This window comes from Protaetiibacter sp. SSC-01, from assembly GCF_014483895.1.
In the GTDB taxonomy this organism is placed as follows: domain Bacteria; phylum Actinomycetota; class Actinomycetes; order Actinomycetales; family Microbacteriaceae; genus Homoserinibacter.
On the sequence record NZ_CP059987.1, the window covers coordinates 2,637,669 to 2,663,811 of the forward strand.

The 26,143-nt window shown below is 73.1% G+C and carries 25 protein-coding genes and 1 tRNA gene; 15 read left to right on the forward strand and 11 right to left on the reverse strand.

Translation table 11 applies throughout. The annotated features are described in order from the left end of the window. Positions 1-52 precede the first annotated feature (52 nt). The 3 genes from H4J02_RS12420 to H4J02_RS12430 all read left to right on the forward strand — a co-directional run bounded on the left by H4J02_RS12420 (position 53) and on the right by H4J02_RS12430 (position 1,441). Positions 53-511 carry a nitroreductase family deazaflavin-dependent oxidoreductase gene (locus H4J02_RS12420; RefSeq protein ID WP_187674868.1) on the forward strand — a complete coding sequence of 153 codons (459 nt, stop codon included), beginning with the start codon at positions 53-55 and terminating at the stop codon, positions 509-511. A 65-nt stretch (positions 512-576) separates the two neighbouring features. After that, entirely contained in the window at positions 577-741 is a 165-nt protein-coding gene (locus H4J02_RS12425; RefSeq protein WP_187674869.1) for a hypothetical protein, read from the forward strand. A gap of 37 nt (positions 742-778) precedes the next feature. Then, complete coding sequence (locus H4J02_RS12430) at positions 779-1,441, forward strand: pentapeptide repeat-containing protein (RefSeq protein ID WP_187674870.1); 663 nt, start codon at positions 779-781, stop codon at positions 1,439-1,441. A 70-nt stretch (positions 1,442-1,511) separates the two neighbouring features. On the opposite strand, the gene H4J02_RS12435 is transcribed toward H4J02_RS12430, so the two are convergent. Further along, a tRNA-Tyr gene (locus H4J02_RS12435) sits at positions 1,512-1,593 on the reverse strand. A 145-nt stretch (positions 1,594-1,738) separates the two neighbouring features. Here H4J02_RS12435 and H4J02_RS12440 point away from each other — a divergent pair. After that, positions 1,739-2,749 carry a LacI family DNA-binding transcriptional regulator gene (locus tag H4J02_RS12440; protein ID WP_187674871.1) on the forward strand — a complete coding sequence of 337 codons (1,011 nt, stop codon included), beginning with the start codon at positions 1,739-1,741 and terminating at the stop codon, positions 2,747-2,749. Positions 2,750-2,960: 211 nt separating this feature from the next. On the opposite strand, the gene H4J02_RS12445 is transcribed toward H4J02_RS12440, so the two are convergent. Then, positions 2,961-3,737 carry a lytic murein transglycosylase gene (locus H4J02_RS12445; protein WP_187674872.1) on the reverse strand — a complete coding sequence of 259 codons (777 nt, stop codon included), beginning with the start codon at positions 3,735-3,737 and terminating at the stop codon, positions 2,961-2,963. A gap of 23 nt (positions 3,738-3,760) precedes the next feature. On the opposite strand from H4J02_RS12445, the gene H4J02_RS12450 reads away from it, so the two are divergent. The 5 genes from H4J02_RS12450 to H4J02_RS12470 all read left to right on the forward strand — a co-directional run bounded on the left by H4J02_RS12450 (position 3,761) and on the right by H4J02_RS12470 (position 9,552). Beyond that, a complete protein-coding gene (locus tag H4J02_RS12450) occupies positions 3,761-4,249 on the forward strand; it encodes a YajQ family cyclic di-GMP-binding protein (protein ID WP_187674873.1) in 489 nt (162 codons plus the stop codon). A gap of 146 nt (positions 4,250-4,395) precedes the next feature. Further along, on the forward strand, positions 4,396-5,013 hold the full coding sequence (locus H4J02_RS12455) for an RNA polymerase sigma factor (RefSeq protein ID WP_187674874.1): 618 nt from the start codon (positions 4,396-4,398) through the stop codon (positions 5,011-5,013). Next, entirely contained in the window at positions 5,013-5,468 is a 456-nt protein-coding gene (locus tag H4J02_RS12460; protein ID WP_187674875.1) for a hypothetical protein, read from the forward strand. Before H4J02_RS12455 ends, H4J02_RS12460 begins: the two co-directional genes overlap by 1 nt. Positions 5,469-5,497: 29 nt before the next feature. Then, positions 5,498-7,078 carry a S8/S53 family peptidase gene (locus tag H4J02_RS12465; RefSeq protein ID WP_187674876.1) on the forward strand — a complete coding sequence of 527 codons (1,581 nt, stop codon included), beginning with the start codon at positions 5,498-5,500 and terminating at the stop codon, positions 7,076-7,078. Beyond that, positions 7,078-9,552, forward strand: coding sequence for a CHAT domain-containing protein (locus H4J02_RS12470; RefSeq protein WP_187674877.1), 2,475 nt, complete (start codon positions 7,078-7,080; stop codon positions 9,550-9,552). The genes H4J02_RS12465 and H4J02_RS12470 overlap by 1 nt, the downstream gene beginning before the upstream one ends. Before the next feature lie 7 nt (positions 9,553-9,559). Here H4J02_RS12470 and H4J02_RS12475 read toward each other — a convergent pair whose 3' ends face one another. Further along, complete coding sequence (locus H4J02_RS12475) at positions 9,560-9,955, reverse strand: hypothetical protein (RefSeq protein WP_187674878.1); 396 nt, start codon at positions 9,953-9,955, stop codon at positions 9,560-9,562. A 130-nt stretch (positions 9,956-10,085) separates the two neighbouring features. Here H4J02_RS12475 and cls point away from each other — a divergent pair, with 130 nt between their 5' ends. Beyond that, complete coding sequence (gene cls, locus H4J02_RS12480) at positions 10,086-11,555, forward strand: cardiolipin synthase (protein WP_187674879.1); 1,470 nt, start codon at positions 10,086-10,088, stop codon at positions 11,553-11,555. Positions 11,556-11,570: 15 nt separating this feature from the next. Here cls and H4J02_RS12485 read toward each other — a convergent pair whose 3' ends face one another. The 3 genes from H4J02_RS12485 to H4J02_RS12495 form a co-directional block, all read right to left on the reverse strand. Beyond that, on the reverse strand, positions 11,571-12,917 hold the full coding sequence (locus H4J02_RS12485; protein ID WP_187674880.1) for an FAD-dependent oxidoreductase: 1,347 nt from the start codon (positions 12,915-12,917) through the stop codon (positions 11,571-11,573). Between the two features lie 62 nt (positions 12,918-12,979). Then, positions 12,980-14,041, reverse strand: coding sequence for a polyprenyl synthetase family protein (locus H4J02_RS12490; protein ID WP_187674881.1), 1,062 nt, complete (start codon positions 14,039-14,041; stop codon positions 12,980-12,982). A gap of 16 nt (positions 14,042-14,057) precedes the next feature. Next, on the reverse strand, positions 14,058-14,807 hold the full coding sequence (locus H4J02_RS12495; protein ID WP_262406082.1) for a class I SAM-dependent methyltransferase: 750 nt from the start codon (positions 14,805-14,807) through the stop codon (positions 14,058-14,060). Positions 14,808-14,894: 87 nt separating this feature from the next. On the opposite strand from H4J02_RS12495, the gene H4J02_RS12500 reads away from it, so the two are divergent. From H4J02_RS12500 to H4J02_RS12515, 4 genes are all read left to right on the forward strand, one after another. Then, complete coding sequence (locus H4J02_RS12500) at positions 14,895-16,145, forward strand: isochorismate synthase MenF (protein WP_262406083.1); 1,251 nt, start codon at positions 14,895-14,897, stop codon at positions 16,143-16,145. Between the two features lie 527 nt (positions 16,146-16,672). Then, positions 16,673-18,766, forward strand: a complete 2,094-nt coding sequence (locus H4J02_RS12505) for a sensor histidine kinase (RefSeq protein WP_187674882.1) — start codon at positions 16,673-16,675, stop codon at positions 18,764-18,766. Then, positions 18,763-19,419: a response regulator transcription factor gene (locus H4J02_RS12510; RefSeq protein WP_187674883.1), complete on the forward strand. Its 657-nt coding sequence runs from the start codon at positions 18,763-18,765 to the stop codon at positions 19,417-19,419. Before H4J02_RS12505 ends, H4J02_RS12510 begins: the two co-directional genes overlap by 4 nt. A 109-nt stretch (positions 19,420-19,528) precedes the next feature. Then, positions 19,529-20,254, forward strand: coding sequence for a hypothetical protein (locus tag H4J02_RS12515; RefSeq protein ID WP_187674884.1), 726 nt, complete (start codon positions 19,529-19,531; stop codon positions 20,252-20,254). Between the two features lie 399 nt (positions 20,255-20,653). Here H4J02_RS12515 and H4J02_RS12520 read toward each other — a convergent pair whose 3' ends face one another. The 3 genes from H4J02_RS12520 to H4J02_RS12530 are packed head-to-tail and all read right to left on the reverse strand — an operon-like array spanning position 20,654 to position 23,490. Next, entirely contained in the window at positions 20,654-21,481 is an 828-nt protein-coding gene (locus H4J02_RS12520; RefSeq protein ID WP_187674885.1) for a polyphosphate kinase 2 family protein, read from the reverse strand. Between the two features lie 9 nt (positions 21,482-21,490). Beyond that, the gene (gene menD, locus H4J02_RS12525) at positions 21,491-23,149 is read right to left on the reverse strand and encodes a 2-succinyl-5-enolpyruvyl-6-hydroxy-3-cyclohexene-1-carboxylic-acid synthase (RefSeq protein ID WP_187674886.1); all 1,659 of its coding nucleotides are present in this window, start codon (positions 23,147-23,149) and stop codon (positions 21,491-21,493) included. Continuing rightward, positions 23,146-23,490 (reverse strand): PLDc N-terminal domain-containing protein, encoded by a 345-nt coding sequence (locus tag H4J02_RS12530; RefSeq protein WP_187674887.1) that lies wholly within the window; start codon positions 23,488-23,490, stop codon positions 23,146-23,148. The genes menD and H4J02_RS12530 overlap by 4 nt, the downstream gene beginning before the upstream one ends. A gap of 54 nt (positions 23,491-23,544) precedes the next feature. Here H4J02_RS12530 and H4J02_RS12535 point away from each other — a divergent pair, with 54 nt between their 5' ends. Further along, a complete protein-coding gene (locus tag H4J02_RS12535) occupies positions 23,545-23,820 on the forward strand; it encodes a DUF4229 domain-containing protein (protein WP_187674888.1) in 276 nt (91 codons plus the stop codon). 1 nt (position 23,821) lies between these two features. On the opposite strand, the gene H4J02_RS12540 is transcribed toward H4J02_RS12535, so the two are convergent. Both H4J02_RS12540 and H4J02_RS12545 read right to left on the reverse strand, forming a co-directional pair. Then, positions 23,822-24,925, reverse strand: a complete 1,104-nt coding sequence (locus H4J02_RS12540; RefSeq protein WP_316250697.1) for a 1,4-dihydroxy-2-naphthoate polyprenyltransferase — start codon at positions 24,923-24,925, stop codon at positions 23,822-23,824. An 85-nt stretch (positions 24,926-25,010) separates the two neighbouring features. After that, positions 25,011-26,141, reverse strand: a complete 1,131-nt coding sequence (locus H4J02_RS12545) for an AMP-binding protein (RefSeq protein ID WP_187674889.1) — start codon at positions 26,139-26,141, stop codon at positions 25,011-25,013. Between the last annotated feature and the right edge of the window lie 2 nt (positions 26,142-26,143).

Sequence of the window (26,143 nt, forward strand, 5' to 3'; positions counted from 1 at the left end):
CGTAGGGCTATTGTTCCCTACACCGTAGGTCTACGTCGTAGAGGAGCGCCCCATGACCGCCGAACAGAAGATCCCGCCGCGCTGGATCATCCGCACCATCTGGCGCGGTCACCGCCTGCTCGTGCGGGTCACCGACGGCCGACTCGGCCTGCCACGACCCGAGCGCGGCCGGCGCATGGGCATGATGCGCGTGCACGCGATCGGCCGCAGCTCGGGTGAACCGCGCCCCGTCGTGCTCGGCTACTTCCCCGACGGCGAGGCGGTCGTGACGCTCGCGATGAACGGATGGGCCGCATCCGACCCGTCCTGGCTGCGCAACCTGCGCGCGCATCCCGAGGTGCGGGTCGACCTCGGGCGCGAGCGGCGACGGATGCGGGCCCGCGTCGCCGAGGGCGCCGAGCGCGAGCGCCTGTGGCCGGGGTTCACCACCTACCCCGGCTGGGGCGACGTCGAGGCGTTCTCGGCCCGCCGCCCGAACGGCACATCGGTTGTGGTGCTCGACCCCGTCTGAAGCGCTACGGCGCCGCCGTGTCAAGGCCCTCTCGTGAGCGAGGGCGAGTCCGTACCGTCGAGAGCGTGTGGACTCTCATCATCATCCTCCTGGCCATCTGGCTCCTCCTGACCGTGCTCGGCTTCGCCATCAAGGGCCTCATCTGGCTCGCGGTGCTCGGCATCGTGCTCTTCGCCGTCACGGCGATCATCGGCTTCATCCGCCGCGGGCGCTCGGGCACGCGCGCCTGACGCCCCCGCGAGCCTGACGCCGCCGTAGGGTGGCGGGATGGCCGCACCACCGCCCGTCGCCGCGCCCCGGGTCGACCCCGTAAAGCTGCCGGTCGATCTTCAGTGCGGCGACACCTACGACCTCGAGCCGGGCGCCATGCTCGAGGGCTTCGCCTTCGACGGCCTGCGGCTCGACGAGTTCAGCCTGCGCGACGCGCACCTCGAGCTGTGCCGCCTCACCGAGGTGAGCGCGCCCGAGACCGAGCTGCGCGGCGCCTCGTTCGTCGAGGTCGTCATCGAGCGGCTCGACGTTCCCGTGCTCCGCGGCTCCCGCGCGAGCCTGCGTGACGTGCGCATCGAGGGCGGCCGCCTCGGCTCGGCGGAGCTCTACGACTCCGAATGGCGCTCGGTGCACGTCGTCGGCTGCAAGCTCGGCTTCGTCAACCTCCGTGGCGCCTCGCTGCACGACGTGATCTTCACCGAGTGCACGATCGACGAGCTCGACCTCGGCTCGGCCGACGCACGCCGCGTCACCCTGCCGGGCACGCGCATCCGCCACCTCGACGTGACGCACGCGACCCTCGCCGACGTCGACCTGCGCGGATGCGAGCTCGAGGAGCTCACGGGCGCCGGCTCCCTGCGCGGCGCCGTCGTCGACCCCGACCAACTCGCTCTGCTCGCGCCGATCCTCGCGAGCGAGCTCGGCATCCGCGTGGAGTGACCGCCGCGTCGCGCCGGGGACCTCATGCGAGAGGGCCCGGTGCGCTCGGCGCTCCAGGCCCTCTCAGATGTGGCGAGTGAGGGATTCGAACCCCCGAAGGCTTAGCCGGCTGATTTACAGTCAGATCCCTTTGGCCGCTTGGGTAACTCGCCAGGTGCACGCTCGACTCGTGTGTTCACCAACCGCGCGCGCCAGTCAAGGATACAAGGTCGCGGAGCCCGTTGAGACCACGCTCCCCGGAGGGCGCGGGGCGCGCCGATAGGATGCGAGCAGTCATCACCCAGCGCAGGAGGACGCGTGCCCGGCATCCACGAGGTCGCCCAGCTCGCGGGCGTCTCCGCGGCGACGGTGTCGCGCGCGCTCTCGGGCCGCGGCTCCGTCTCCCCCACGACACGCGCCAAGGTGCAGGCGGCCGCGAACGAGCTCGGCTACGTCGTCTCGTCGAGCGCCTCGGGCCTCGCGACCGGACGCACGCGCAACGTCGGCGTCGTCATCCCGTTCCTCAACCGCTGGTTCTACGGCGCCGTCATCGAGGGCGCCGAGTCAGCGCTGCTCGAGCAGGGCTACGACCTCACCCTCTACAACCTCGGCGGCAGCGACGAGGAGCGCCGGCTCGTGTTCGAGCACTTCCTGCTGCGGAAGCGCGTGGATGCCGTGATCGCCGTCTCGCTCGAGCTCACGTCCGATGAGGTGAAGCGGCTCATCGACCTCGACAAGCCCATCGTCGGCGTCGGCGGCCCCCTCCCGGGCGTGCGCACCCTGAGCCTCGACGACGTCGAGCTCGGCCGCCTCGCCACCGAGCACCTCATCGCCCTCGGCCACACCGAGATCGCCCACATCGGCGGCGACGCGCTCGAGATGGACTTCCACCTGCCCACCAACCGCCGCCACGGCTACGAGGAGGCGATGCGCGCCGCGGGCCTCGAGACCCCCGACCGCTTCTTCCACGCCGCCGACTTCACGATGCAGGGCGGCTACCGCGCGGCGAAGCAGCTGCTCGGCAACCCGGCCGGGCGTCCGACGGCGATCTTCGCGGCATCCGACGAGATGGCGATCGGTGCAATCCTCGCCGCGAAGGACCTCGGCATGCACGTGCCGGGCGACGTATCGGTCATGGGCATCGACGACCATGAGCTCGCCGAGTTCTTCGGCCTCACGACGATCGCGCAGTTCCCCGACATGCAGGGGCGGATGGCGGTCGAGGTGCTGATGGACGAGCTGCACCCCGGCGCTCGCTCGGCCGAGGAGCTCAACATCGACCTGCCGTATGAGCTCGTCGTGCGCTCGTCGACGGCGCGGCGGCACTGAACCGCGGCATCCGCTCTCCGCTTCCGCGCTTCCGCGCCTCCGCGCCTGCTCCTACGCAGGCGCCTCCTGCTGTTCTGCAGGAGTTCTGCTGTTGTGCAGGAAGCTCCCGCTGTTCTGCAGGAGATCGCTCCCAGGGGCCCCTGTTTCCGGGGGCGCGGCCGAGCACTCGCGCAAGACTCCTGCACAACAGCAGAACTCCTGCACAACAGCGTCAACGCAGGGCGGCGACAGCGTCCGCGTAACGGAGGGCGTACTTCGCGACCGTGCCGAGGTACACCTCGGGGGCGTTGTAGGCGCGGATCCCGGCGCGCCACCCGTCCTCGGTGTCGAACGCGCTGCTCGCGCGGCACAGGTAGTTCGCCGCCGCCATCGCTGCATCGTCGACGTTCTGCGGGTCCTGCACGCCGTCGGCGTTGCCGTCGACGTGCCAGTTGCGCCACGCCTCCGGGATGAGCTGCATCGGCCCCACGGCGCGATCGGCCTCGGCCGTGCCGTCGATCTCGCCGCCGTCGCTGTCGGGGATGAGCGCCACGCCCTCGCCGTTCAGGTCCGGCCCGTAGATGGGCGGGGTGACGCTGCCGTCCTCGGCGATGCTCGAGTCGCCGTGCCGCCCGTGGTCGCTCTCGACCGCGCCGACCGCCGCGAGGGTCGCCCAGTCGAGCTTGCACTCGGGGCGGTGGTCCTCCTTGACGATCACGGCACCCGCGTACGCCGCGAGCGCCCGCCGCGGGATTCCCGTCGCATCCGACACCTCGTCGAGCCACGCCGGGTCGGCGAGCGTCACGACCGAGACGCCGTCGAACGGGTTCATCGTGCGCGGCGGCGAACCGGCGGGCGGGGCCCAGCGCGGCAGGGGCTCCTCGGATGCCGCGGGCGGCCCGCCGAGGCCCCCGCGCGGCGCCAGGAACCACCCGATGCCGCCCACGAGGAGGGCGACCGCGACGACCACCGCCACGACCGCGCCGATGATCGGGAGTCGGGCGCGCATCCGTCAAGTCCTAGCATGGCGGCATGGCAGATTCCTCTTTCGACATCGTGAGCAAGGTCGACTCGATGGAGACCCAGAACGCATTGAGCCAGGCGCAGAAGGAGATCGCGCAGCGCTACGACTTCAAGAACGTCGGCGCGTCGATCGAGTTCTCCGGCGAGAAGATCCTCATGAAGGCGAACTCCGAGGACCGCGTGAAGGCCGTGCTCGACGTCTTCGAGCAGAAGCTCATCAAGCGCGGGATCTCGCTGCGCTCCCTCGACGCGGGCGAGCCGTTCGCCTCCGGCAAGGAGTACCGCATCGAGGCGCGCATGAAGGAGGGCATCTCCTCCGAGGACGCGAAGAAGATCTCGAAGATCATCCGCGACGAGGGCCCCAAGTCGGTCAAGTCGCAGATCCAGGGCGACGAGCTGCGCGTGCAGTCGAAGAGCCGCGACGACCTGCAGGCCGTCATCGCGCTCCTCAAGGGCAAGGACCTCGACGTCGCCCTGCAGTTCGTCAACATGCGATGAGTCGTTGCCGCTGAACTGACCGCCAGCGGAGCCGGGCCCTCGCGCGGGGCCGGCGGAGCGGGCGCCGCGGATTATCGCGGCGCAGAACGGGCTCTGTATCAACGGGGGCTTGTGACTGCTCTTGATGAGCGGTGAAGATCAGACACATGAGCGACGGCGAGACCGTCCGCACCCCCCACCCCGACCCCGACGAGCGCGCGGCCGTCGATCCGCTGTGGGCGCGCGCGGCCGAGCTCTTCGATGCGTGGCGCACGGGCCGGCCGGATGCGATGGACGACCTCGTGCGCTCCGTCTCGCCCGTGCTGTGGCACGTCGTGCGCGCCTACGGCCTCGGTCGCGAGGAGGCGCAGGACGTCGTGCAGTCGACGTGGCTCGCGCTCGTGCGCAGCCGCGACGCCGTCAAGGACCCCCGCACGGTCGTCGCGTGGTTGACCACGACTGCGCGACGTGAGTCGTGGCGCGTCGTCAAGGCGGACGGGCGCACCACATCCGCCGACGACGAGGAGCTCGAGCGGCTCGGCCGCAGCGAAGCTCCCGCCGAGGCCGTCGCCGAGCGCAACCTCGAGGCCGATCGCCTGTGGCGCGCGGTCGCGGCGCTCTCCGAGCGCTGCCGCCGCCTCGTGCGCGTCATCGCGTTCTCCGAGCGCCCCGACTACGGCAGCATCTCGGCCGAGCTCGGCATGCCCGTCGGCAGCATCGGGCCGACGCGCGGCCGCTGCCTCGACAAGCTCCGGATGCTGCTCGCCGAAGGGGAGGCCGTGTGATGCCCGAGAACGACGCCCGGCTGTTCGCGGCCCTCCGCGACATGTGGGAGCAACGCGACCCGATGCCCGAGGGGCTCGTCGACGACGTCATCATCGCCCTCGAGACGGAGCGCCTCGCCGAGGAGTACCGGCAGCTCATGCTCGTGTCGGATGCGCGCGAGCTCGCGGGGGCGCGCGGTGCGGCCCCCCGCATCCTGGAGTTCGGCGCGGCGGCGGTGACGCTGCTGCTGCGCATCGAGTCCGACGGCGGCAGCCACCGCATCGACGGCTGGCTGGCCCCGCCGCGCGGCGGCCGCGCCGAGCTGCTCGTGGGCGGCGCGGAGGTCGCCTCCGCGACCATCTCGCCCGAGGGCCGCTTCGAGTTCCCCCGGGTGGCCGCGGGCATCTGCCGCATCGTCATCCGCTCCGCGGGCGAGGACGGCTACAGCGTCACAGGCGAGTTCGAGGTGGACTGACCCGATCCGGGTCCGACGAGAGGAACGACATGCGCGCTGACGACGGCTCGCGGGACTGGCGGATGCGGGCGCGGGCGCAGCTGCCGCGCGGCGTCGTGCGCGTGGTGACGCGCGACGACGCCGCGGAGGATCCCGCGCTTCCGACGGGCTATGTGCCCTCGCGGCTGCTCGTGTCGACGCTGCTGCCCGACGACCACCCGGCGCGCGAGGAGCTCGCGGCGCTCGTGAAGGAGCTCGGCTGGGAGCTGCGACGCGAGAAGCGACGCCGCGACGCCGTGCTCGAGGAGCCGCCCGAGGTCACGAAGGAGAGGCTCGAGCGCTACCCGTGGGCGGCGGGCTCCCCCGGCATCGAGGTGCTGCAGCTCGTGGCGACCCCGGGCGCCCCGACGCCCGACGCGTGGGAGGTGCTGCGGCTCGCGCGCTCGCGCGGCGTCGAGCTGCCGGGCGTCGGACTCGCCCACGTGGGCCACCTCGCGCCGTTCCACTCGACGAACCCGTTCCACTCGACCAACCCCTTCCACTCCACCAACCCCTTCCATTCGACGAACCCGTTCCACTCCACGAACCCCTACGGCGGTGGCGGCACACCCGCGGTCGAGTACGGCCTCGCGGGCAGCGGCGGACGCCAGGTGGTCGCGGTCGTCGGGCCCGACCCGGCATCCGTCGTGCCGCGCCCCCGCGGGGAGGCGGTCGTCGGCATCCTCGACACGGGATGCGGCGAGCACCCCTGGCTCGATCCGGTCGTCGACCGCGCGTCGACGTTCGCGGCCCTCGGGCGCACGGATGCGGCATCCGACCCCGAACGCGCGCCCGACCAGCTCGGTCCGCTCGAGGGGATGCTCGACGACGGATCGTGGCACGGCACCTTCGTCGCGGGGCTCGTGCACCAGAGCGCGCCGCACGCGCGCATCGTGCCGGTGCGCATCGCGGGCTCGGACGGGCTGTGGGAGGAGCAGGAGCTCGTCGACGCGCTCGCGGGCCTCGTCGCGCGGGTGGAGGGCGGCGAGCGGCTCGACGTGCTCAACCTCTCGCTCGGCTACTACCACGAGACCCCGGAGCGGGGACAGTTCGACATCACGGTCGCCGAGCTGCTGCTGCGGCTGCGGCGCGCGGGCACGGTCGTCGTGTGCTCGGCGGGCAACGACGCGACCGACAGGCCGCTCTTCCCGGCGGCCTACGGCCTGTGGGAGCCGGAGCCTGCCGAGGGCGCGCCGTGGATCGATCCCGGCGACGGCGCCCCTCTCGTCTCCGTCGGCGCGCTCAACCCCAACGGCACGGTCGCACTCTTCAGCAACGTCGGGCCGTGGGTGCAGGTGTTCGCGCCGGGCGCGGCGGTCGTGAGCACGGTGCCCGCCGGTCCCGCGGGCGGACCGTTCGCGGGCGGCATCCAGGCGACGGCCGCGGTGCCGGCCTACGGGCTGCGCCGCGAGACGATCGACCCCGACGACTTCAGCGGCGGCTTCGCCGTGTGGAGCGGCACCTCGTTCGCGGCGCCCGTCGTGGCGGGCCTCATCGCGGCCGAACTGCAGGCGGATGCGGCGGAGCCCTCGGTGGAGCGCTCGCGCGCCGTCGTCGAGGCGGTGCTCGCCCGGCTGCGCGACGACTCCTGATGGCCGTGCGGCTGGGGGCGGCCGAGCTCTACGTGCGCGCCGTCGCGGCGGGCAACGCGGGGCGGCACGCGGCCGCCCGGCGCGACCTGCTCGCCGCCCGCGAGCGCGAGCCCGACCCCGACACGGCCGCGCTCGTCGCCGGCACGCTCGCCTACCTCGACTCCGAGACGGGCTCGCCCGCCGAGGCGATCGCGACGATCGAGGAGGTGCTGCGCGATCCGCAGCTGGCCGAGCAGACGCGCGCCGTGCTCACGAGCCAGCGCGGTCTCCTCGAACTGCGCCGCGGCCGCGACGACGACGCCCTCCGGCACCTGGGCGACGCGATCGAGCGCCTCGGCGACCACCCCGTCGCCCTCGGCCGCGCGCACCTCAACCGGGGGCTCGTGCGGCTCGGCCGGTCCGACGTCGACGGTGCGGAGCGCGACTTCGCGCGCGCCGCGCAGGCGTTCGCGCGCGCGGGCGACGCGGTCGAGGAGGCGAAGGCGCACAGCAACGAGGGCTACGCGGCGATGCTGCGCGGCGACCTGGGCCGTGCGATCGGCACGATGGATGCGGCGGCGCGCGTGCTCGGCGAGCTCTCGCCCGTCATGCGCGCGGTGAGCGACGGCGACCGCGCGGAGGCCCTGCTCGCGGCGGGCATGACAGCGGATGCCGTGGCCCTCCTCGAAGACGCCGCCCGCATCTACGGGGCCCGGCGGCTGCGGCAGGCGCAGGCGGAGGCCGAGCTGCTGCTCGCGCGCGCCCTCCTCGAGGAGGAGCCCGCACGGGCCGCGCAGGTCGCATCCCGGGCGGCCCGCCGCCTGCGCGGACGCGGCAACGCGAGCTGGGCGGTGCGGGCGGACGCGCTCGTGGCGACCGGTCGTCTGCGAGCGGGCACGGCATCCGCTGCCCACCGCGACGGTGCGCGGGAGCTCGCGCGCGAGCTCGAGGCCCTGCACCGCCGCGACGACGCCGCCCTCCTGCGGCTCGAGCTCGCGCTCGACGCCCTCGCGCGGGGCGATGCGGCCGACGCGCGCGCTCTGCGTCATGCCGCGCATCCGGATGCCGACGCCCCGCTCGCGGTGCAGGTGCGCGCCGCCGAGGTCGACGCGGGCCTCGCCGCAGCCGGCGGCGACGCGGATGCGCTGCTCGCCTCGGCCGCCCACGGCATCGAGACCCTCACGACCTGGCAGGCGAGCCTCGGCAGCCTCGAGCTGCACAGCGGCGCCGCGGTGCACGGGCGCCGGCTCGCCGTGCTCGGCACGCGCGCCGCTCTCGACCGCGGCGACCCGCAGGAGGTGCTCGACTGGTCGGAGCGCGTGCGACGGTTGAGCGGCAGCTTCCCGCCCCTGCGCCCGCCCGCCGACCCCGAGGTCGCCACGGCCCTCACCGAGCTGCGCGAGCTGCAGCGCTCCGACGCGAGCCCCGCCACCCACGCGCGCGCCGCCGGGCTCCGCGACGAGGTGCGCCGGGCGCACTGGGCGGATGCGGCGCGCGCGACCCGCAGCTCGGACGCGGTCGTCGTCGACGAGCTCGGCGCGGCCCTCGCCGCCGACGGTGCAGCCTTCGTGACCCACCTCTGGACCGAGGAGGGTCTCGCCGCGCTCGCGATCGCGCCCGGCACGGCCCCCGGCGGCCGCATCGTCGAGCTCGGGCGTGCGCGCGTCGAGGAGCTGCTCGGCGGCCTGCTCGCCGACCTCGACGTCGCCGCGACGACCCTCCCCGCCGTGCTGCGCGAGACCGTCGACACGGCCCTCGCCCGCCGGCTCGCCGAGCTCGACGCGCTCCTGCTCACCCCGCTCGGCGACGTCATCGCCGCCGCCGACCGGCTCGTGCTCGCGCCATCGGGAGCCCTCGCGGGCGTGCCGTGGCCCATGCTGCCGAGCGTCGCGGGCCGGCCGCTCGTCGTCGCCGAATCAGCCCGGCGCTGGCTCGACGAGCGCCGCCCGCCCGCGGCGCCCCGCAGCGTCGGGTTCGCCTCCGGTCCCGGCGTCACGCGCGCCCGCGACGAGCTCGAGGCCGCCGCCGCCGTATGGCCCGCCGAGGCACGCGAGGTGCGCCACGACGCCACGGCCGCAGAGGTCACGGCCGTCGCCGAGCGCGTCGACCTCCTGCACATCGCGGCGCACGGGCGGCACTCGGCCGAGCATCCGCTCTTCTCCGGGTTCGAGCTCGCCGACGGCCCCTGGTTCGGCTACGACATCGACCAGCTCGCGCGGACGCCGGATGCCGTCGTCATGTCGGCGTGCGAGCTCGGCCGCTCCGCGAGCCGCTGGGGCCTCGAGGCCCTCGGCATGGCGCGCGCCTGGCTGCAGTCGGGCGCCCGCTCGGTGCTCGCGGCGCCCGCGGCCGTGGGCGACGAGGCGGCATCCGAGCTGCTGCCCGCCGTGCACCGAGAGCTCGCACGCGGGCGCGGCATGGCCGACGCCCTGAGCCTCGCGACCACCGCGACCGGTCTCAGAACGCCGTTCCTCGCGCGCGGCTCAGGGTGGTGACGGGCTGCTACGGAAGCACCGTCAGCCCGCCGAACCACCAGACGCCCGCGCGATCGACGACGAGATCGATGCCGACCCGCGCATCCGCGACGCCGAGCACCGCGACGAGCAGCTCGGCCGCCGCGAGCGTGCGCCCCGGCACTGCGGCGCCCAGCAGCATCTCGATGCGGCGCGCGTCGGCGACGCGGCCCGACAGCACGACGAGCTGGACGACCCGCCCCTCCGGACCACCGGCGTGCAGGGCGCCTTCGAGGAGGGGGTCCGGAGAGGCGTCGTCGTCCCAGCACACGGCGGGACAGTCGAACCCGGCCCGGGAGGCCGCGAACGCGGCGAGAAGCGGGTCAGGTGACCGCTGGGCGACGGCGGGTTCCCCGAGCGCTCTCGGTTCGTCGACGATCGTCATCATCCGCTCCTCCCGATCCGACGGGATGCCGCGGAGGATCCGCGACAGGGATCAAGAGCGCGAGCGCCCCCGCCTGATACACGGATGCGGTGGAATGGCGGCGGAGGCCCGCTCAGGCCAGACTGAGCGGATGGACGATCGACTGCTCGCGTGGCTCTCGCTCGCGTCGGTCATCGCCCTCATCGTCGTCGACCTGGGTGTGCGCATCGCCGCGCTCATCATCGTGCCCCGCAACCGGCGCCCTCAGACGGCGATGGCGTGGCTGCTCGCGATCTTCTTCATCCCCTATCTCGGCATCCTGTTCTTCCTGCTGTTCGGCAGCGCGCGGCTCCCCAAGGGTCGGCGGCGCAAGCAGCGCGAGATCAACGAGTACATCCTCGAGACCACCGAGGGCATCGACCTCGTGCAGAAGGACCCGGCGTGGCCGACCTGGCTCGAGCCGCTCGTCGAGCTCAACCGCACGCTCGGCGCGATGCCGCTCGTCGGCGGCAACAGCGCGCGCATGTGGGCCGACAACCAGGAGGCCTTCGACGCGATGACGGAGGAGATCCGTGCGGCGAAGCGCATCGTCCACGTCGAGTTCTACATCCTGTCGCTCGACGACACGACGCGGCCGTTCTTCCAGGCGCTCGCGGATGCGCGTGCCCGCGGCGTGAAGGTGCGCGTGCTGCTCGACCACCTCGGCAACCTGCAGTACCCCGGCTTCCGCCGCACGAAGAGGTTCCTGAACGCGGCCGGCATCGAGTGGCACCTCATGCTGCCGCTGCAGCCCTACAAGGGGAAGTTCCAGCGGCCCGATCTGCGCAACCACCGCAAGCTGCTCGTCATCGACGGCGAGGTCGCCTTCACAGGTTCGCTCAACGTCATCGAGACGCCGTACCAGAAGAAGAAGAACCACAAGAAGGGCCTGCACTGGAAGGACTACTGGGTGCGGTTCGAGGGTCCCGTCGTCGCCGGCATCGACGCGATCTTCGTGACCGACTGGTACTCCGAGACGGATGAGCTGCTCATGCGCGAGGCCGCCCCCGTGCGGCTTTCGGGCGACGGGCACCTCGACTGCCAGGTCGTGCCGAGCGGCCCCGGGTTCTCGGTCGAGAACAACCTGCGCCTCTTCAACTCGCTCGTCTACAACGCGCAGAAGCGCATCGTGCTCGTGAGCCCCTACTTCGTGCCCGACGACTCGATGCTCTACGCCGTCACGACGGCCGCGCAGTCGGGCCTCCACGTCGAGCTCTTCGTCTCCGAGATCGGCGACCAGTTCATGGTGTACCACGCGCAGCGCAGCTACTACGAGGCGCTGCTCAGGGCGGGCGTCAAGATCTACCTCTACCCCGCGCCGACGATCCTGCACGCGAAGCACATGACCTTCGACGACGAGGTCGCCATCATCGGCTCGAGCAACATGGACATGCGCTCGTTCACCCTCGACCTCGAGATCTCGGTCATGGTGCACGGCGAGCCGTTCCTCGGCCAGCTGCGCGAGGTCGAGGACGCCTACCGCGCGGTGAGCCGCGAGCTCACGCTCGAGGAGTGGAACCAGCGGGGGCGCGGCATCCGCATCGTCGACAACCTCATGCGCCTGACGGCCGGCCTGCAGTAGCCGACCGATCGCGTATCAGTCGCGCGAGATGCGCACCATCTCCTCGCGCGGCACGACCTTGATGCGCGCGCGGCCGTGCGGCTGCCCGAGCGCCATCTCGTGCTCGTCGAGGCGGTGCCAGCCGTCGAGGTCGGTGTAGATCACGCCGCGCTCCTGCAGGAGGGCGGGGATCGCGTCCTCCTCGGGCTCCGACGGGGTCCACCAGCTCGCCTGGCCCTTCACGAGGTGCGAGATGGTCTCCATGGCATCCGACTTCGTGTGACCGATGAGGCCCACGGGACCGCGCTTGATCCAGCCCGTCGCGTACACGCCCGGCACGACCTCGTTGTGGTGGTCGACCACCTGGCCCTCGTGGTTCGGGATGACGCCGCGGTCCTCGTCGAACGGGATGCCGTCGAGCGGCGAGCCGAAGTAGCCGACCGCTCGGTACAGCGCCTGGATGGGCACCTCGCGGATCTCGCCCGTGCCGCGCACGCCGCCCGAGCCGTCGGGCTCCGTGCGCTCGTACCGGAACGCCGTGATGCCGTGCTCGTCGCCGACGACCTCGAGCGGCTTCGCGTAGAAGTGCAGGTGCAGGCGACGCGACGCCTGGCCGACCTCGCGCTGACGCCACTGGCTGAGCACCTTGTCGATCACGAACACCTGCTTGTTCGACTCGATCGCGCGGCGCGACGCCTCGTCGTAGTCGAAGTCCTCGTCGTACACGATCATGTCGACGTCGCGCAGCTCGCCGAGCTCGCGCAGCTCGAGCGGTGTGAACTTCACCTGCATGGGGCCGCGGCGGCCGAACACGTGCACGTCGGTGACGGGCGAGACCTTGAGCCCCTCGTAGACGTTGTCGGGGATCTCCGTCGGCAGCAGGTCCTCGGGGTGCTTCGCGAGGATGCGGGCCACGTCGAGAGCGACGTTGCCGTTGCCGATCACGGCGACCGACTGCGCCTCGAGCGGCCACTCGCGCGGGTAGTCGGGGTGGCCGTCGTACCAGCTCACGAAGTCGGCGGCGCCGTAGCTGCCGGGCAGGTCGATGCCCGGGATGTCGAGCGACGCATCCCGCACCGCGCCCGTCGCGAAGATGACCGCGTGGTAGTGCTTCTTGAGGTCGTCGAGGGTGATGTCGCGCCCGTACAGCACGTTGCCGAAGATGCGGATGTCGCCGCGGTCGAGCACCTCGCGCAGCGCCGTGATGATGCCCTTGATGCGCGGGTGGTCGGGGGCGACGCCGTAGCGCACGAGGCCGTAGGGGGCGGGCAGCTGCTCGAACAGGTCGATCGAGACGTCGAAGCTGCGCTCGTACTTGAGCAGGATGTCGGCGGCGTAGATGCCGGCGGGGCCGGCGCCGACGATCGCGAGACGGAGCTTCATGGGGGGTGATCCTTCCTGTGCGCCTGCGGCGCTGAGTGCGTACGGGGAGGCGGTGGGAGCGCTCAGCCGGAGCGCTCGACGATCGCCTGCGCGAAACGGCTGAGCGACTTCTTCACGGGCCCCTCGGGCAGCGGCTCGAGCGCCGCGACCGCGTCGTCGGCCCAGCGGCGGGCCTCCGCGAGCGTCGCCTCGGTCACCGGATGCTCGCGCAGCTCCGCGACCGCCTGGGCGAAGAGCTCGGTGTCGGCGTCGGGGGCGAGGCCCGCGTCGAGGCGGGCCAGGAGCGCGGCTGCCTCCGCATCCGTCTGGGCCTCGCGACGCAGGTACAGCAGCGGCAGGGTCGGCACACCCGCGCGCAGGTCGGTGCCCGCCGCCTTGCCGGTCTGCTCGATCGCGGCCGAGAGGTCGATGACGTCGTCGACGAGCTGGAAGGCCACACCCACCTTCTCGCCGAACACCTCGACCGGCTTGCGGTACTCGTCGGGGGCGTTCGAGAAGATGACGCCCACGAGCGCCGCGCACGAGATGAGCGAGCCGGTCTTGTCGGCGAGCACGCCGAGGTAGTGCTCGATGGGGTCCTGGCCGGGCTGCGGGCCGACCGTCTCGTGCAGCTGGCCGAGGCACAGGCGCTCGAAGACGTCGGCCTGGATCGTGAGGGCGCGCTCGCCGAGACCCGCGATGAGCTTCGAGGCGCGCGCGAACAGCAGGTCGCCCGTGAGGATCGCGACCGAGTTGCCCCACACCGTCTGAGCGCTCGGCACACCGCGCCGCACCTGCGCGTCGTCCATGACGTCGTCGTGGTAGAGCGACGCGACGTGCGTGATCTCGACCGCCTGCGCCGCCACCACGACGTCGTCGGACGCGCCCTCGCCGAGCTGCGCCGTGAGGAGCGCGAGCACCGGGCGCACGCGCTTCCCGCCCGCGTCGAGCAGGTAGCGGCCCGCGGCATCCGCGATGTCGTCGGCGAACGAGAGCTGCGCCGTGAGACCGGCCTCGACCTTCTCGAGGCCCGCCTCGATGGCGCGCGCGAAGCTCTTCTCCTCGTTCGACGCGAAGAGCGCGTCGCCGAGGCCGAGCGAGGCGCCGAGCGTGCGGCGCCGGACGATCGAGGGGGACGGGGTCACGTTGCGGCCGATCGGGTCAGGTCGTCGGGCGCGGCGCGCGGCGGCGTGCGTGAGACGCGCGGACGGCCGGGTCGACGGGCTTGCGGGCTCGATGCAGGGCGACGACGCCGCCCGTGAGGTTGCGGTGGGCGACGCGGGCGAAGCCGACGCCGCGGATCCACTTCGACAGGGCCTGCTGGTCGGGCCACTGGTTGATCGACTCCATGAGGTACTCGTAGGCGTCGGGGTTGCTGCTCGCGAGCTTCGTGACGACGGGCATGCCGAGCTTCATCCAGCCGTCGTAGCCGAGGCGCATGACCGGGTTCGTGGGGTGCGAGAACTCGCAGATGACGAGGCGACCACCGGGCTTGAGCACGCGGTACATCTCGCCGAGCGCGACGATCGGGTCGGAGATGTTGCGCAGTCCGAAGCTGATCGTGACGGCGTCGAACTCGTCGTCGCCGAACGGCAGGCGCTCGGCGTCGGCCTCGACGAACTCGAGCTTGGGGTGGCGCTTGCGCCCCTCCGCGATCATGCCGGGCGAGAAGTCGACGGCGACGACGGTCGCGCCCGACTTCGCGATCGCGGCGGACGAGGTGCCCGTGCCCGCGGCGATGTCGAGGATGCGCTCGCCCGGCTGCGGGTCGATGGCCCGCACGGTGGCGATACGCCAGAGCGGCGCGTTGCCGAGCGAGAGGATGTCGTTGGTGCGGTCGTAGCCGCGGGCGACGTCGTCGAACATGCCGGACACCTCGTCCGGCCGCTTCTCCATGTCCGCCCTGTTCACCACCGGCCATCCTATCCGGGCCGTATGCGGGCACGCCCGGGCCCTTCGGCCCCACAGCGTGCGCGCAACGCGGCCTAGGGTGGAGTCGTGACCGTTCCCGAGGGCTCAGCGCCCGCGCTCACCGCCCGCACCCGGGTGGTCGAGCCGGTGGCATCCCTGCTCCCGCTCCTCGACCCCCGCGCGCCTCTCGTCTTCATGCGCCGCGGCGAGGGCGTCGCCGGGCTCGGCGAGGCGCTGCGCCTCACCTTCCGCGGCCCCGACCGCATCGCCGAGGCGGCCGAGACGTGGCGGCGCATCGCATCCGCCGCGACCGTCGACGACCCGGTCGGCAAGTCGGGCTCCGGCCTGCTCGCCTTCGGCGCCTTCACGTTCGACGAGACGTCGGCGTTCGAGAGCGTGCTCATCGTTCCCCGCACGATCGTGGGCCGCCGCGACGGCCTCACCTGGATCACGGATGTCGCAGTCGCGGGTGAGGACACCCCCGCCTCCCAGCCGGCCCCTTCCGCCCTCGGCGCCGAGTTCCGCCTGTCGCTGCAGCCGGGCGACGTGAGCCCCGAGCTCTACCGCGACCTCGTCGCGCGCGCCGTCGACCGCATTCGCTCGGGCGAGCTGCGCAAGGTCGTGCTCGCGCGCGACCTCGTCGGCCACCTGCCCGAGGGCGGCGACCTGCGCCGCGTGCTCACCGACCTCGCGCTCGGCTACCCCGACACGTGGACCTTCGCCGTCGACGGCCACATCGGCTCGAGCCCCGAGACGCTCGTGCGCGTCAACCACGGCAAGGTGACGGCGCGCGTGCTCGCCGGCTCGATCGCCCGCGGTGCCGACGCGGATGCTGACCACGCCGCCGCCCTGCGTCTCGCCACCTCCACGAAGGACCTCGACGAGCACCGCTACGCCGTGCAGAGCGTGCTCGACGCGCTCGCCCCGCACGCGCGTGCGGGGGTGTCGGCGAGCGAGATCCCGTTCACGCTCAAGCTGCCGAACCTGTGGCACCTCGCGACCAACATCGAGGGCACGTTGTCGGACGTCTCGTCGGCGCTCGACCTCGCGGCGGCGCTGCACCCCACCGCCGCCGTCGCGGGCACGCCGACCTCGAAGGCCATGGACCTCATCCGCGAGCTCGAGCCCCTCGACCGCGGACGCTACGGCGGACCCGTGGGCTGGGTCGACGCCGACGGAGACGGCAAGTGGGCCGTGTCGCTGCGCTCCGCCGAGGTCACGCCGGGCGGCGACATCCGCGCATATGCCGGCGGCGGCATCCTCGCGGCCTCGGACCCGGATGTGGAGCTCGCGGAGACGAAGCTCAAGTTCCGGCCCGTGGTGGAGGCGTTCGCGTAGGAGCGGTCGCGCTGCGCGCGGCTGCGTCGTCGGCGCCTGCGGCGCCGGGGCTGCCGCACGCCCGCGGGGGTGCCGCGTCGCCCCCGCTCCGCTGGTTGAGTAGCGCCGCGCCCCTTCTCCGCTGGTTGAGTAGCGCCGCGCGCGAAGCGCACGACGCGTATCGACACCCTCGCAGGGCTCCTCCGCCGTTGGTTGAGTAGCGCCGCGCGCGAAGCGCACGACGCGTATCGAAACCCTCGCACCCACGTATCAACAGCGGGCCAAGGGATGCGCTACCTCCGCACGTCATGCGCGCCTCCGGTTTCGATACCGCGCGTCGCGCGCTGCGCGCACGGCGCGCGGCACTCAACCAGCGGTGAACACGCGGCGCAGCACGCGAAGCGGAGCGGAGCGCAGGGGCAGCGCGCCCTGCGCAGCAGGGCGGCGACGCGCAGCGGCACGCAGCACCCCGCGACCAGCGGCACCGCGACACCCCGCGGGACGCGTGTCCCGTGACAGACGGGACACCCCGCTGCCACGATGAGCGCATGCGCCACACGTCGAGCCGGGTCACCGTGATCGCGCTCGTCGTCATCAGCGTGGTGTCGAGCGTCGTGGCGTTGTATTTCGACGCGCTCGTACTGCCCACGCATCCGGAGCCCCTGGAGACGCCGGGCTGGTCGAGCGTCGTCACGGGCCTCGCGATGGTGATCCCGGGCGCGCTGCTCATGTGGCGTCTCGACTGGCATCCGATCGCCTTCGTGCTGTTGTTCTTCGGCACGCTGTGGGTGCTCGACGCACCCGCGAGCGCCTCCCTCAACTACGCCTGGTACTTCGACCGCGACGCCCCGTGGGGGCCGGCCGCGTTCTGGTACTACTCGCGGCTCGGCTCGATCCTGATCCTGCCGGTCCAGCTGCTGCTGATCCTGTTCCCCGACGGGCGCTTCCCGCGCGGCTGGCGTCGCGTGGTGGGCATCGCCTCGATCGTCTGCGGCTTCGGGATGCCGTTCTCCTTCATTTTCGCGCCCGGGCACATCCTCGCCGTCGACGAGCCGGGCCGCCTCGCGGAGCTCGAGGCGTTCGACCCGGGCATCCTCGCGATCGAGCTGCCGACCGAGGTGTGGCTCTTCATCCTGCGCAACTCGCCGAACCTCATGCTGCTGGGGCTCGTGCTCGCGCTCGTCGTCGCCATCAGCCGGCGCTTCGGGGCGGATGCGGAGCTGCGGGCGCAGCTGCGCTGGCTCGTGTGGTCGGGCGCCGTGTTCATCGGCGCGACGTTCCTCTACCCGTACCTGCCGCAGGCGGCGGTGGATGTGCTGCTGGGTCTCACGATCGCGCTCGTCGCGGGGGCGGTCATCATCGCCGTCACGCGCTACCGCCTGTACGACATCGATCGCCTGCTGTCGTGGACGGTCGTCTACGGCGTGCTCATCGTCGCCGCGATCACGGTCGACGTGCTGCTCGTGCTGTTCGTGGGCGGGGTGCTCGACGACCGCGTCGCGATGCTCATCGCGGTCATCGCGGTCACGATCGCCTACGCGCCGCTGCGCGAGAAGCTCTTCGCCCTCGCGGCGCGCGCCGTGTACGGCAAGCGCTCCGACCCGTACGGGCTCGTGTCGGCGCTCGGCGACCGGCTCGCCCGCTCGACCGACACGGAGGGCCGCATCGAGGATCTGGCCCGCACGATCGCGGAGGCGTTCGCGTCGCCGTACGTGCGCGTCGAGATCGACCGGCACGATGCCGAGCCCATCGCGGCGGAGGTCGGCACGCGCGGCCGCGAGATCACGCGCGTACCCATCGAGTACGAGGGCGTGCAGATCGGCCGCATCGAGATGCAGCCCGGACGCCGCCCCGTCGTCTCGCCGCGCGATCAGCGCCTCCTCGAGGACCTCGTTCGTCTCGCCGCGGCCGCCCTCCGCAACGCGGAGCTGAACCGCGAGCTGCAGGGCATCCGTGAGTCGCTCGTGCGGGCCCGGGAGGAGAGCCGCTCGCGCCTGCGCCGCGACCTCCACGACGAGCTCGGGCCCTTGCTCGCGGGCGTCAAGCTGCGCCTCGAGACCTCGCGCAACCTCATGGAGCGCGCACCCGAGCGCGCGGGCGAGGTGCTCGACGCGGCGATCGCCGAGCAGAGCGAGGTCATCGTCGCGATCCGCCGCATCGTGCACGAGCTGCGTCCGCCCGCCCTCGACGACCTCGGGCTCACGCGCGCCATCGAGCAGCTGACGGACCGCGTCGACGGCGCCGGATGCGCGGTGCGCGTCGAGGCGGATGTCGCGCATCCGCTCCCTGCCGCCGCCGAGGTCGCCGCGTTCCGCATCGCGTCCGAGGGGCTCACGAACGCCCGCCGGCACTCGGGCGCGCGCGAGGTCGTCGTGAGCCTCCGCTCGAGCGACGGGACCCTGCGCGTCGAGATCGCCGACGATGGGCGCGGCATCGACCGGTCGGCGACGCCGGGCCTCGGCCTGCGCTCGATGCGGGAGCGTGCCGAGGAGCTCGGCGGCACGTTCACGGTCGATTCGGGCCCCGATCGCGGCACCGTGCTCGTCGCCACCCTGCCCATCGCGCCCGCGACCGCGCCGACGCCCGCCGCATCCGCCCCCACCCCCGAACCCGAACCCAAACCCCAGGAGCAGCTCGCATGACCGCCGAGACCACGCGCGTCGTCCTCGTCGACGACCACCCCGTCTACCGAGACGGGCTCCGGATGCTGCTCGAATCGGTCGACGAGGTCGAGGTCGTCGCGGTGGCCGAGGACGGCCTGTCGGCGCTCGACGTCGTCGACGGCGCGGATGCGGACGTCGTCGTCATGGACGTGCAGATGCCCGGCCTCGACGGCATCGCGGCGACGCGCGAGCTCACGGCGCGCCATCCGCACCTCGCCGTGCTCGTGCTCACGATGTCGGAGGACGACGAGACCGTGTTCTCGGCCATGCGGGCGGGCGCCCGCGGCTACCTCGTGAAGGGGTCGAGCCAGCACGAGATCGTGCGCGCCATCCGCTCCGTCGCGTCCGGGGAGCTCGTGTTCGGGGCCGCCATCGCGCTGCGCGTCGCCGCCTTTTTCGCGGGGCGGCCGCCCACCCCCGACACTCCCGCGTTCCCGCAGCTCACCGAGCGCGAGCGCGAGATCCTCGACCTGCTCGCCGCCGGCCGCTCCAACCCGCAGATCGCGCAGGCGCTCTTCCTGTCGCCCAAGACGGTGCGCAACAACGTGTCGAACATCTTCGCGAAGCTGCAGGTGGCCGACCGCTCGGAGGCCATCGTGCGCGCCCGCGACGCAGGACTCGGTCGCCTGTAGCGTCCCGCGGCACGACGGGACCGCGACGGGACCCCGCTCCCTGACGCGACGGGACGCGGCGCCGAGAGTGTGGAGGCACACACCACCACCCCTCTCGGAAGGCACCACCATGACCACCACCTCCACCCCCGAATCCGACACCCCCGCGGTCGCCGAGGCGACGAGCCTCGAGGCCGTCGGCAAGCCGCGCCGCACGCGCGCGGCGCTCGGCCCGTTCCGCCCCCACCTGCTCGAGCGCATCGGCGGGGCCGCGTTCATCGCCGCCCCGCTGCTGCACGTCGCCGGCATGGCCACCTCGCCCGTGCAGACGGAGCCCGGCGAGGCCGGCTACATCGCCTCCCTCGCCGCCGACCCGACGCTCAGCATCGTCTCCGCGACGCTCCTGCACTACGGATGGGTCGCGTTCGCGATCGCGGCCGTCGCGGGCCGCGGGCTCCTGCGGGGGAAGCGCGGCAGCGTCTGGCTCCCCGCGGCCGCCGTCGTGCTGCTCATCGGCTCGATCCAGATGTCGGGCCTGCTGCTGTCGGACTGGTTCCTCATCAGCGCCGGCAACGTGCTGCCGCTCGACACCGCCGTGCTGCTGAGCGAGACCGCGAAGGCGGATGCGTGGGTCGCCGTATGGCAGCTCACGGGCATCGTCGGCGGGCTCGGCGGACTCATGGCCTACGCCCTCGGCCTCGCCCGTGCCGGCGTCGTGTCGTGGTGGATCGCGCCCCTCGGCGGGCTCGCGTGGTTCGCGCCGATGCTCGTGTCGGGCCCCGTGTCGATCGCGCTCATCGCGGTGCTCTTCGCGCCCTTCTACGTGGCGGGGGTGCGCCTCATCGCGAAGCGCTGAGCCGCCGCCGCCCCGGGCGCCCCTCTCCCGACGGAGGGGCGCCCGTTTTGTTCGTCCGGTTTCGATACGCCGTGCGTCGCGCGCTACGCACACGGCGCGCGGCACTCAACCAGCGGTGAACACGCGCCGCGCGTCCCGCGTCCGCCGCCCCATCCCGCTGATTGAGTAGCGCCGCGCGCGCAGCGCACGACGCGTATCGAAACCCTCGCACCGCGTATCAACAGCGGGCCACGGCTCCGATCCGTCCGCACGTCATCCGTTCGTGCGGTTTCGATACGCCGTGCGTCGCGCGCTGCGCGCGCGGCGCGCGGCACTCAACCAGCGGGAGACCGGCGGCCCGCACGTGCGGTGACGTCAAGCGGGCCCGCTCCCCCGCGACCCCGGTGAACCAGCGCGCGCCTACGACGCCGCGAGCGCCGCCTTCTGCTCCTCCACGTCGAAGTCGGCGGGTGGCCAGTCCTGGCCGAGCGAGCGCAGCGCATCCGTGAGCAGCTGCGAGACGGCGAGCCGCGCGTACCACTTGTGGTTCGCGGGGATCACGTGCCACGGGGCGGCCGCGGTCGAGGTGCGCTCGATGGCGACCTGGTACGCCTCCTGGTACTGGTCCCACAGGGCGCGCTCCTCGAGGTCGCCCGGGTTGTACTTCCAGTACTTGTCGGGGCGCTCGAGCCGTTCGGCGAGGCGCGCACGCTGCTCCTCCTTCGAGATGTGCAGCATGCACTTGACGACGACGGTTCCGGATGCGGCGACGCGCTCCTCGAAGTCGACGATCGCCCCGTAGCGGCGCTCGATCTCGTCGGCGTCGGCGAGCTTCCGTACGCGGCCGATGAGCACGTCCTCGTAGTGGGAGCGGTCGAAGACGCCGATGATGCCGGGCTTCGGCAGCTCGCGTTCGACGCGCCACAGGAAATCGTGGGCGAGCTCCTCGGGGGTGGGCTTCTTGAAGGCGTGGATGTGCACACCCTGCGGGTCGACGGACCCGACGACGTGCCGCACGATGCCGCCCTTGCCGGCGGTGTCCATGGCCTGCAGCACGAGCAGCACGTTGCGCGGGTCGTGCTCCTTGTTGGCGAACAGCAGCTCCTGCAGCTCGTCGAGCTCGGCCTCGCCCGCGGCGAGCGCCTTCTCGGCGTCTTTCTTGTTCCCCGTGAAGCCGGGGGTCGCATCCGGGTCGACGTCGGCGAGACGGAAACCGGCACCTGCACGGAGCACATCGGCGAAGCTCATGCGCTCACGCTAGCGGGAGAGGGCGACCTCGACGATGACCCTGCCGGGGGTGGGGGTGAGGCCTCCCGCGAGCTGCCCGCGCTCGGTGACGAGCCGGTGCTCCCAGCCGTACGCGGATGCGAGGGTTGCGAGGTCGACGTGCTGCGGCGTGAGCAGAACGCGGTCGGCGAGCGCGGGGTCGGCCGAGCGGGCCACCTCGAGGCCGTCGAAGATCGTGCCGCCGTGGTCGTTGCCGACGACCACCTGCAAGCGCGGCCACTCCTCGCCGTCGCCGCCGAGCAGCGACCCGACGTCGTGCAGCAGCGCGAGGTCGCCGAGCAGCACGCGCGTGACGCCGGGGCGCGACTCGTCGCGCTGCGCGGCGAGCGCGATGCCCGTCGCGGTCGCGATCGTGCCGTCGATGCCGGCGAGGCCGCGGTTGGAGTAGACGGGGATGCGCTTGCCGGGCGCGATGCGGTCGAGCTCGCGGATGAGCCGCGAGGCTCCCAGCACGAGCCGGTCGTGGGGCCAGGATGCCGCCCACACCGCCTCGGCGAGCTCGCGTCGCGTGACGGGGGCGCGCATCCGCTGCAGCTGTTCGCGCGCGAAGTGCGCGCGCTCGACGTAGTCGGTGCCGATCGATGCGACGCTGCCCTCGTCGACCTCGAGCAGCTGCCGCGAGGCGTGCACCCAGCGGCGCGCCCACGACGGGTCCGGCTCGCGCGAGGTGTCGACGACGACGCGGTCGGCGAAGCGCGCGACGCGGCGGCCCGGGTTGTAGTCGTCGAGGCCCGCGGTGCGCACCACGATCGTCTCGACGCCGCGCCGTTCGATGAGGGCGGGCACCTCGCGGCTGAGCGTCGGGTGCCCGAACACGATGACGCGCGCGACGCGGTCGCCGAAACCGGCGGCGCCGAGCAGCTCGCGGTAGGCCGCGACGAGGTTGGGGCCGAAGCGTGCGCCGCTCGCGACCTCGGCGAGCAGCGGGGCGCCGAGCTCGCGGGCGACGCGCTCCGCATCCTCTCCCGCGCCCGTGCCGGCGACGACGACCGTGCCAGGCGCGGGGCCGAGCTCGAGTACCTCGTCGGCGGGCGGGTCGGCGGGCTGCCACTCGCCGGGCTCGACGTCCGGCATCCGTACGGCCGACGACAGCGGCTCGCGGAAGGCGAGGTTCACGTGGCGGGGACCGCGGATGCCGGCGAGCACCTCGGCCGCGAGCGCGTCGGCCGCGTCCTCCTCGCCCGGCTCCCCCGTCGGCGCGGGCACGTCCCACGAGTGGGGCGCCACGTCGCGGAAGATGCCCGCCTGCCGCGTGGTCTGGTTGGCGCCGACGCCGCGCAGCTCCTCGGGGCGGTCGGCGCTCACGACGAGCAGCGGCACCCCCGAGTGCGCGGCCTCGAGCACGGCGGGGTGCAGGTTGCCGACGGCGGTTCCGGATGTCGTCACGACGACCGCGGGCACGCCCGTCTCGAGCGCGAGGCCGAGGGCGAGGAAGCCCGCCGAGCGCTCGTCGATGCGCACGTGCAGGTTCAGCAGCCCGGCCTGCTCGAAGCGCGCTGCGGCGAGCGCGAGGGCCTGCGAGCGCGATCCGGGGCACACCACGACATCCGTGACCCCGCGGCGCACGAGGCCGGCGAGGAGCGCGGTCGCGTAGACGCTCGCGGGCGCCTCCGGTGCCGCCGGGCTCACTGCGGGTTCTTCGGGGTGTCGTCGTCTCCGTCGAGCTCCGAGAGCTTCTTCTCGAGGTCGCGGATGCGCTGCTCCTGCTCCTTCTCGCGCGCGAGGCGCTGCAGGAACTCGGGGTCGTCGTCGGGGGCCACGGGCTTGGCGGGGCGCGGGTGCAGGGGTTCACGACCGAGCGCGAACCACAGGATCGGGCCGATGATCACGATGCCGATCGCGATGACCGCCCAGAGCGGCTTCGGGAGGGCCCGCACGCGGTGCGGCTCGATGCGCACGATGTCGACGACGGCCGCGACGAGGAGCACCACCGCGACGATCAGCGGGAGGTAGCGCAGCAGAGCGGCCATGACCCGATTCTAGGCGGCGGCGGGCTCCCAGCGCCGCCCGCCTATGATTGCCGGGTGCCCGCCTGGATCCCCTACACGCTGCTGCGCCTCGCCCTCTTCGGCGGCACCTTCGCGCTCCTCTACGCGCTGGGCCTGCACTACGTGCTCGCGGCTGTCGTCGCCGCGGTCGTCGGGCTCACGGTGTCGTACATCTTCTTCCCCAAGCTGCGGAACCGCGTCTCGGAGGAGCTCGCCGCCCGCCGCGAAGCCGCGCAGGCGAAGGCCGACGCCGAGGCGCGCGGGACGGATGCCGAGCGCGGCGTCGACGAGCGCGCCGAGGACGGCGCCTGACTCAGGCGACGGCGCCGACGCCCACCTCGACGTAGAACGACAGCGCGGCCCACAGGCCGATGCCGTACGCGAGCGCCGTCAGCAGCGTGAGCTTGAGCGCGAGCACGAACTCCTTCGCCGTGCGCGCCGTGAGCACGATGAGGATCGCCGGCGCCCCCGCGAGCAGCGCGAAGTACACGTACGGCGCGAGGTCGTGGAAGAGCACGAAGAACACGAGGATGCCGAAGGGCGCCGCCACGAGCACCGCGTAGAGGATGCGCCCGGGCAGGTCGCCCATCCGCACCGCGAGCGTGCGCTTGCCCGCCACGGCATCCTGGGCTCGGTCGCGCAGGTTGTTGACGTGCAGCACGGCGACGGCGAAGAGGCCGGCCGCGGTACCGCCGATCCACGCCTCGGCGTTGACGGTGAGCACCTGCACGAACATCGTGCCCGCGACCGCGGCGATGCCGAAGAACGCGAAGACGGCCACCTCGGCGACGCCCGCCATGTAGCCGTAGGGGCGCTTGCCGCCCGTGTAGAACCACGCGACGACGATCGCGACGGCGCCGAACGCGAGCAGCCACCACTGCTGCGTGCGGATGACGAGGATGAGCCCCGCGACCGCTGCGAGCCCGAAGAACACGAGCGCGACGAGGAGCACGTGCTTCGGCTTGGCGCGGCCGGAGCCGACGAGACGGGCGGGGCCGACGCGGTGGGCGTCGGTTCCGCGCACGCCGTCGGAGTAGTCGTTGGCGTAGTTGACGCCGATCTGCAGGCACGCGGCGACGGCGAGGCACAGCAGGATGCGCACCCAGTGGTCGTACCAGTGCGCCATCTGCAGACTCGCGGCGCCCGTGCCGATCGCGACGGGCGCGATCGCGAGGGCGAGCGTGAGGGGGCGCGAGGCCGAGATCCAGGTGCCGAGTGTCGCGGGCTTCATCTGCGGGGCGCCGGGCGGACGGCCTCCGGGGCGTCCGCTCCTGCCGCCCTTGCCCTTCGCGGGCGCGCTCTTCGCCTGGGCGTTCTTGCCCTTCGCGGGCGCCTTCGCGGCGGGCCCGTTCTTGGGGGCTGCCGCACCCTTCGCGCGATCGATGGCCTGGGGATCGAACCGTTGCTGCTTCGCCACGAGGTGAAGCCTACTGACCGCCGCCTCAGTTCCCGTTCCGCGTGTTTGCACCCGTTCCTTCGGGAACTAACACGCGGAACGGGAACTAAGGCTGGGGGTGAGGGCGGGCCGCGAGGGCCGCGCGGTCGGGCTTGCCGCTCGGCAGGAGCGGTAGCTCGGGGACGCGGATGAGGCGGTCGGGTCGCGCGACGGGCCCGAGGGATGCGGCGATCGCCTTGAGCGCGGCCGCATCGTCGACCTCGGGGCCCGCCGCGTACGCGATCGGGCGCTCGCCCCACCGCTCGTCCGCGACCCGCACGACCACGGCATCCGCGCATCCGGGTTGGGCGCGCAGCACCTCCTCGATCGCGCCGAGCGCCACCTTGACGCCGCCCGAGACGATGACGTCGTCGCGGCGGCCGAGCACGCGGAGCGTCTCGCCGTCCCACTCCCCCGCGTCGGCCGTGCGGAACCAGCGCACGCCGCCCTCGTCGAGGAAGCGCTGCTCGGTGAGCGCGTCGTCGTCGAGGTAGCCGAGGGCGACCGTCGCGCCGCCGAGCTGCACCTCGCCGTCGACGATGCGCACCCGCGCCCCGCCGATCGGGCGGCCGTCGTAGACGCAGCCGCCGCTCGTCTCGCTCGAGCCGTAGCTGCGCACGACCGGGATGCCGGCCTCGCGCGCGCGGTCGACGAGCGGCCGCGGCGTGGCCTGGCCGCCCACGAGCACCGCCTGGAACCCGCGCAGCACCTCGCGCGCCGCGGCGTCGTCGAGCAGGCGCGCGAGCTGCGCGGGCACGAGGGCGACGGCGTGCGGCAGCTGGGGCGACAGCCGCGCGGCGGCCGCCGTGAACGCCTCGGCCGTGAAGCTCCCGTCGCCGAGCGCGACGGGCTCCGTCTGGGCGCACAGCGAGCGCGCGAGCACGTTGAGGCCCGCGATGTAGTGCACGGGCAGCGCGAGCAGCCACTGCGCGGGGCCGCCGAGCGCCGACTCGCTCGCCGCGGCGGAGGCGAGCACGGCATCCGCGGGGAGCACGACGCGCTTCGGGCGTCCCGTCGTGCCGCTCGTCTCGACGACGAGGCCCACCTGCTGCGGCACGCGCTCGGGCAGGGGTGCGGCAGCCGACCCGGGGTCACCCGACGCGACGAAGAGCGCGGGACCGCCCGCGAGCGCGTCGCGCAGGGCCGCGAGCACCGCGGTCTGCCCCGCGGCGGCCGGCACCTGGACGAGCGGCCTCATCG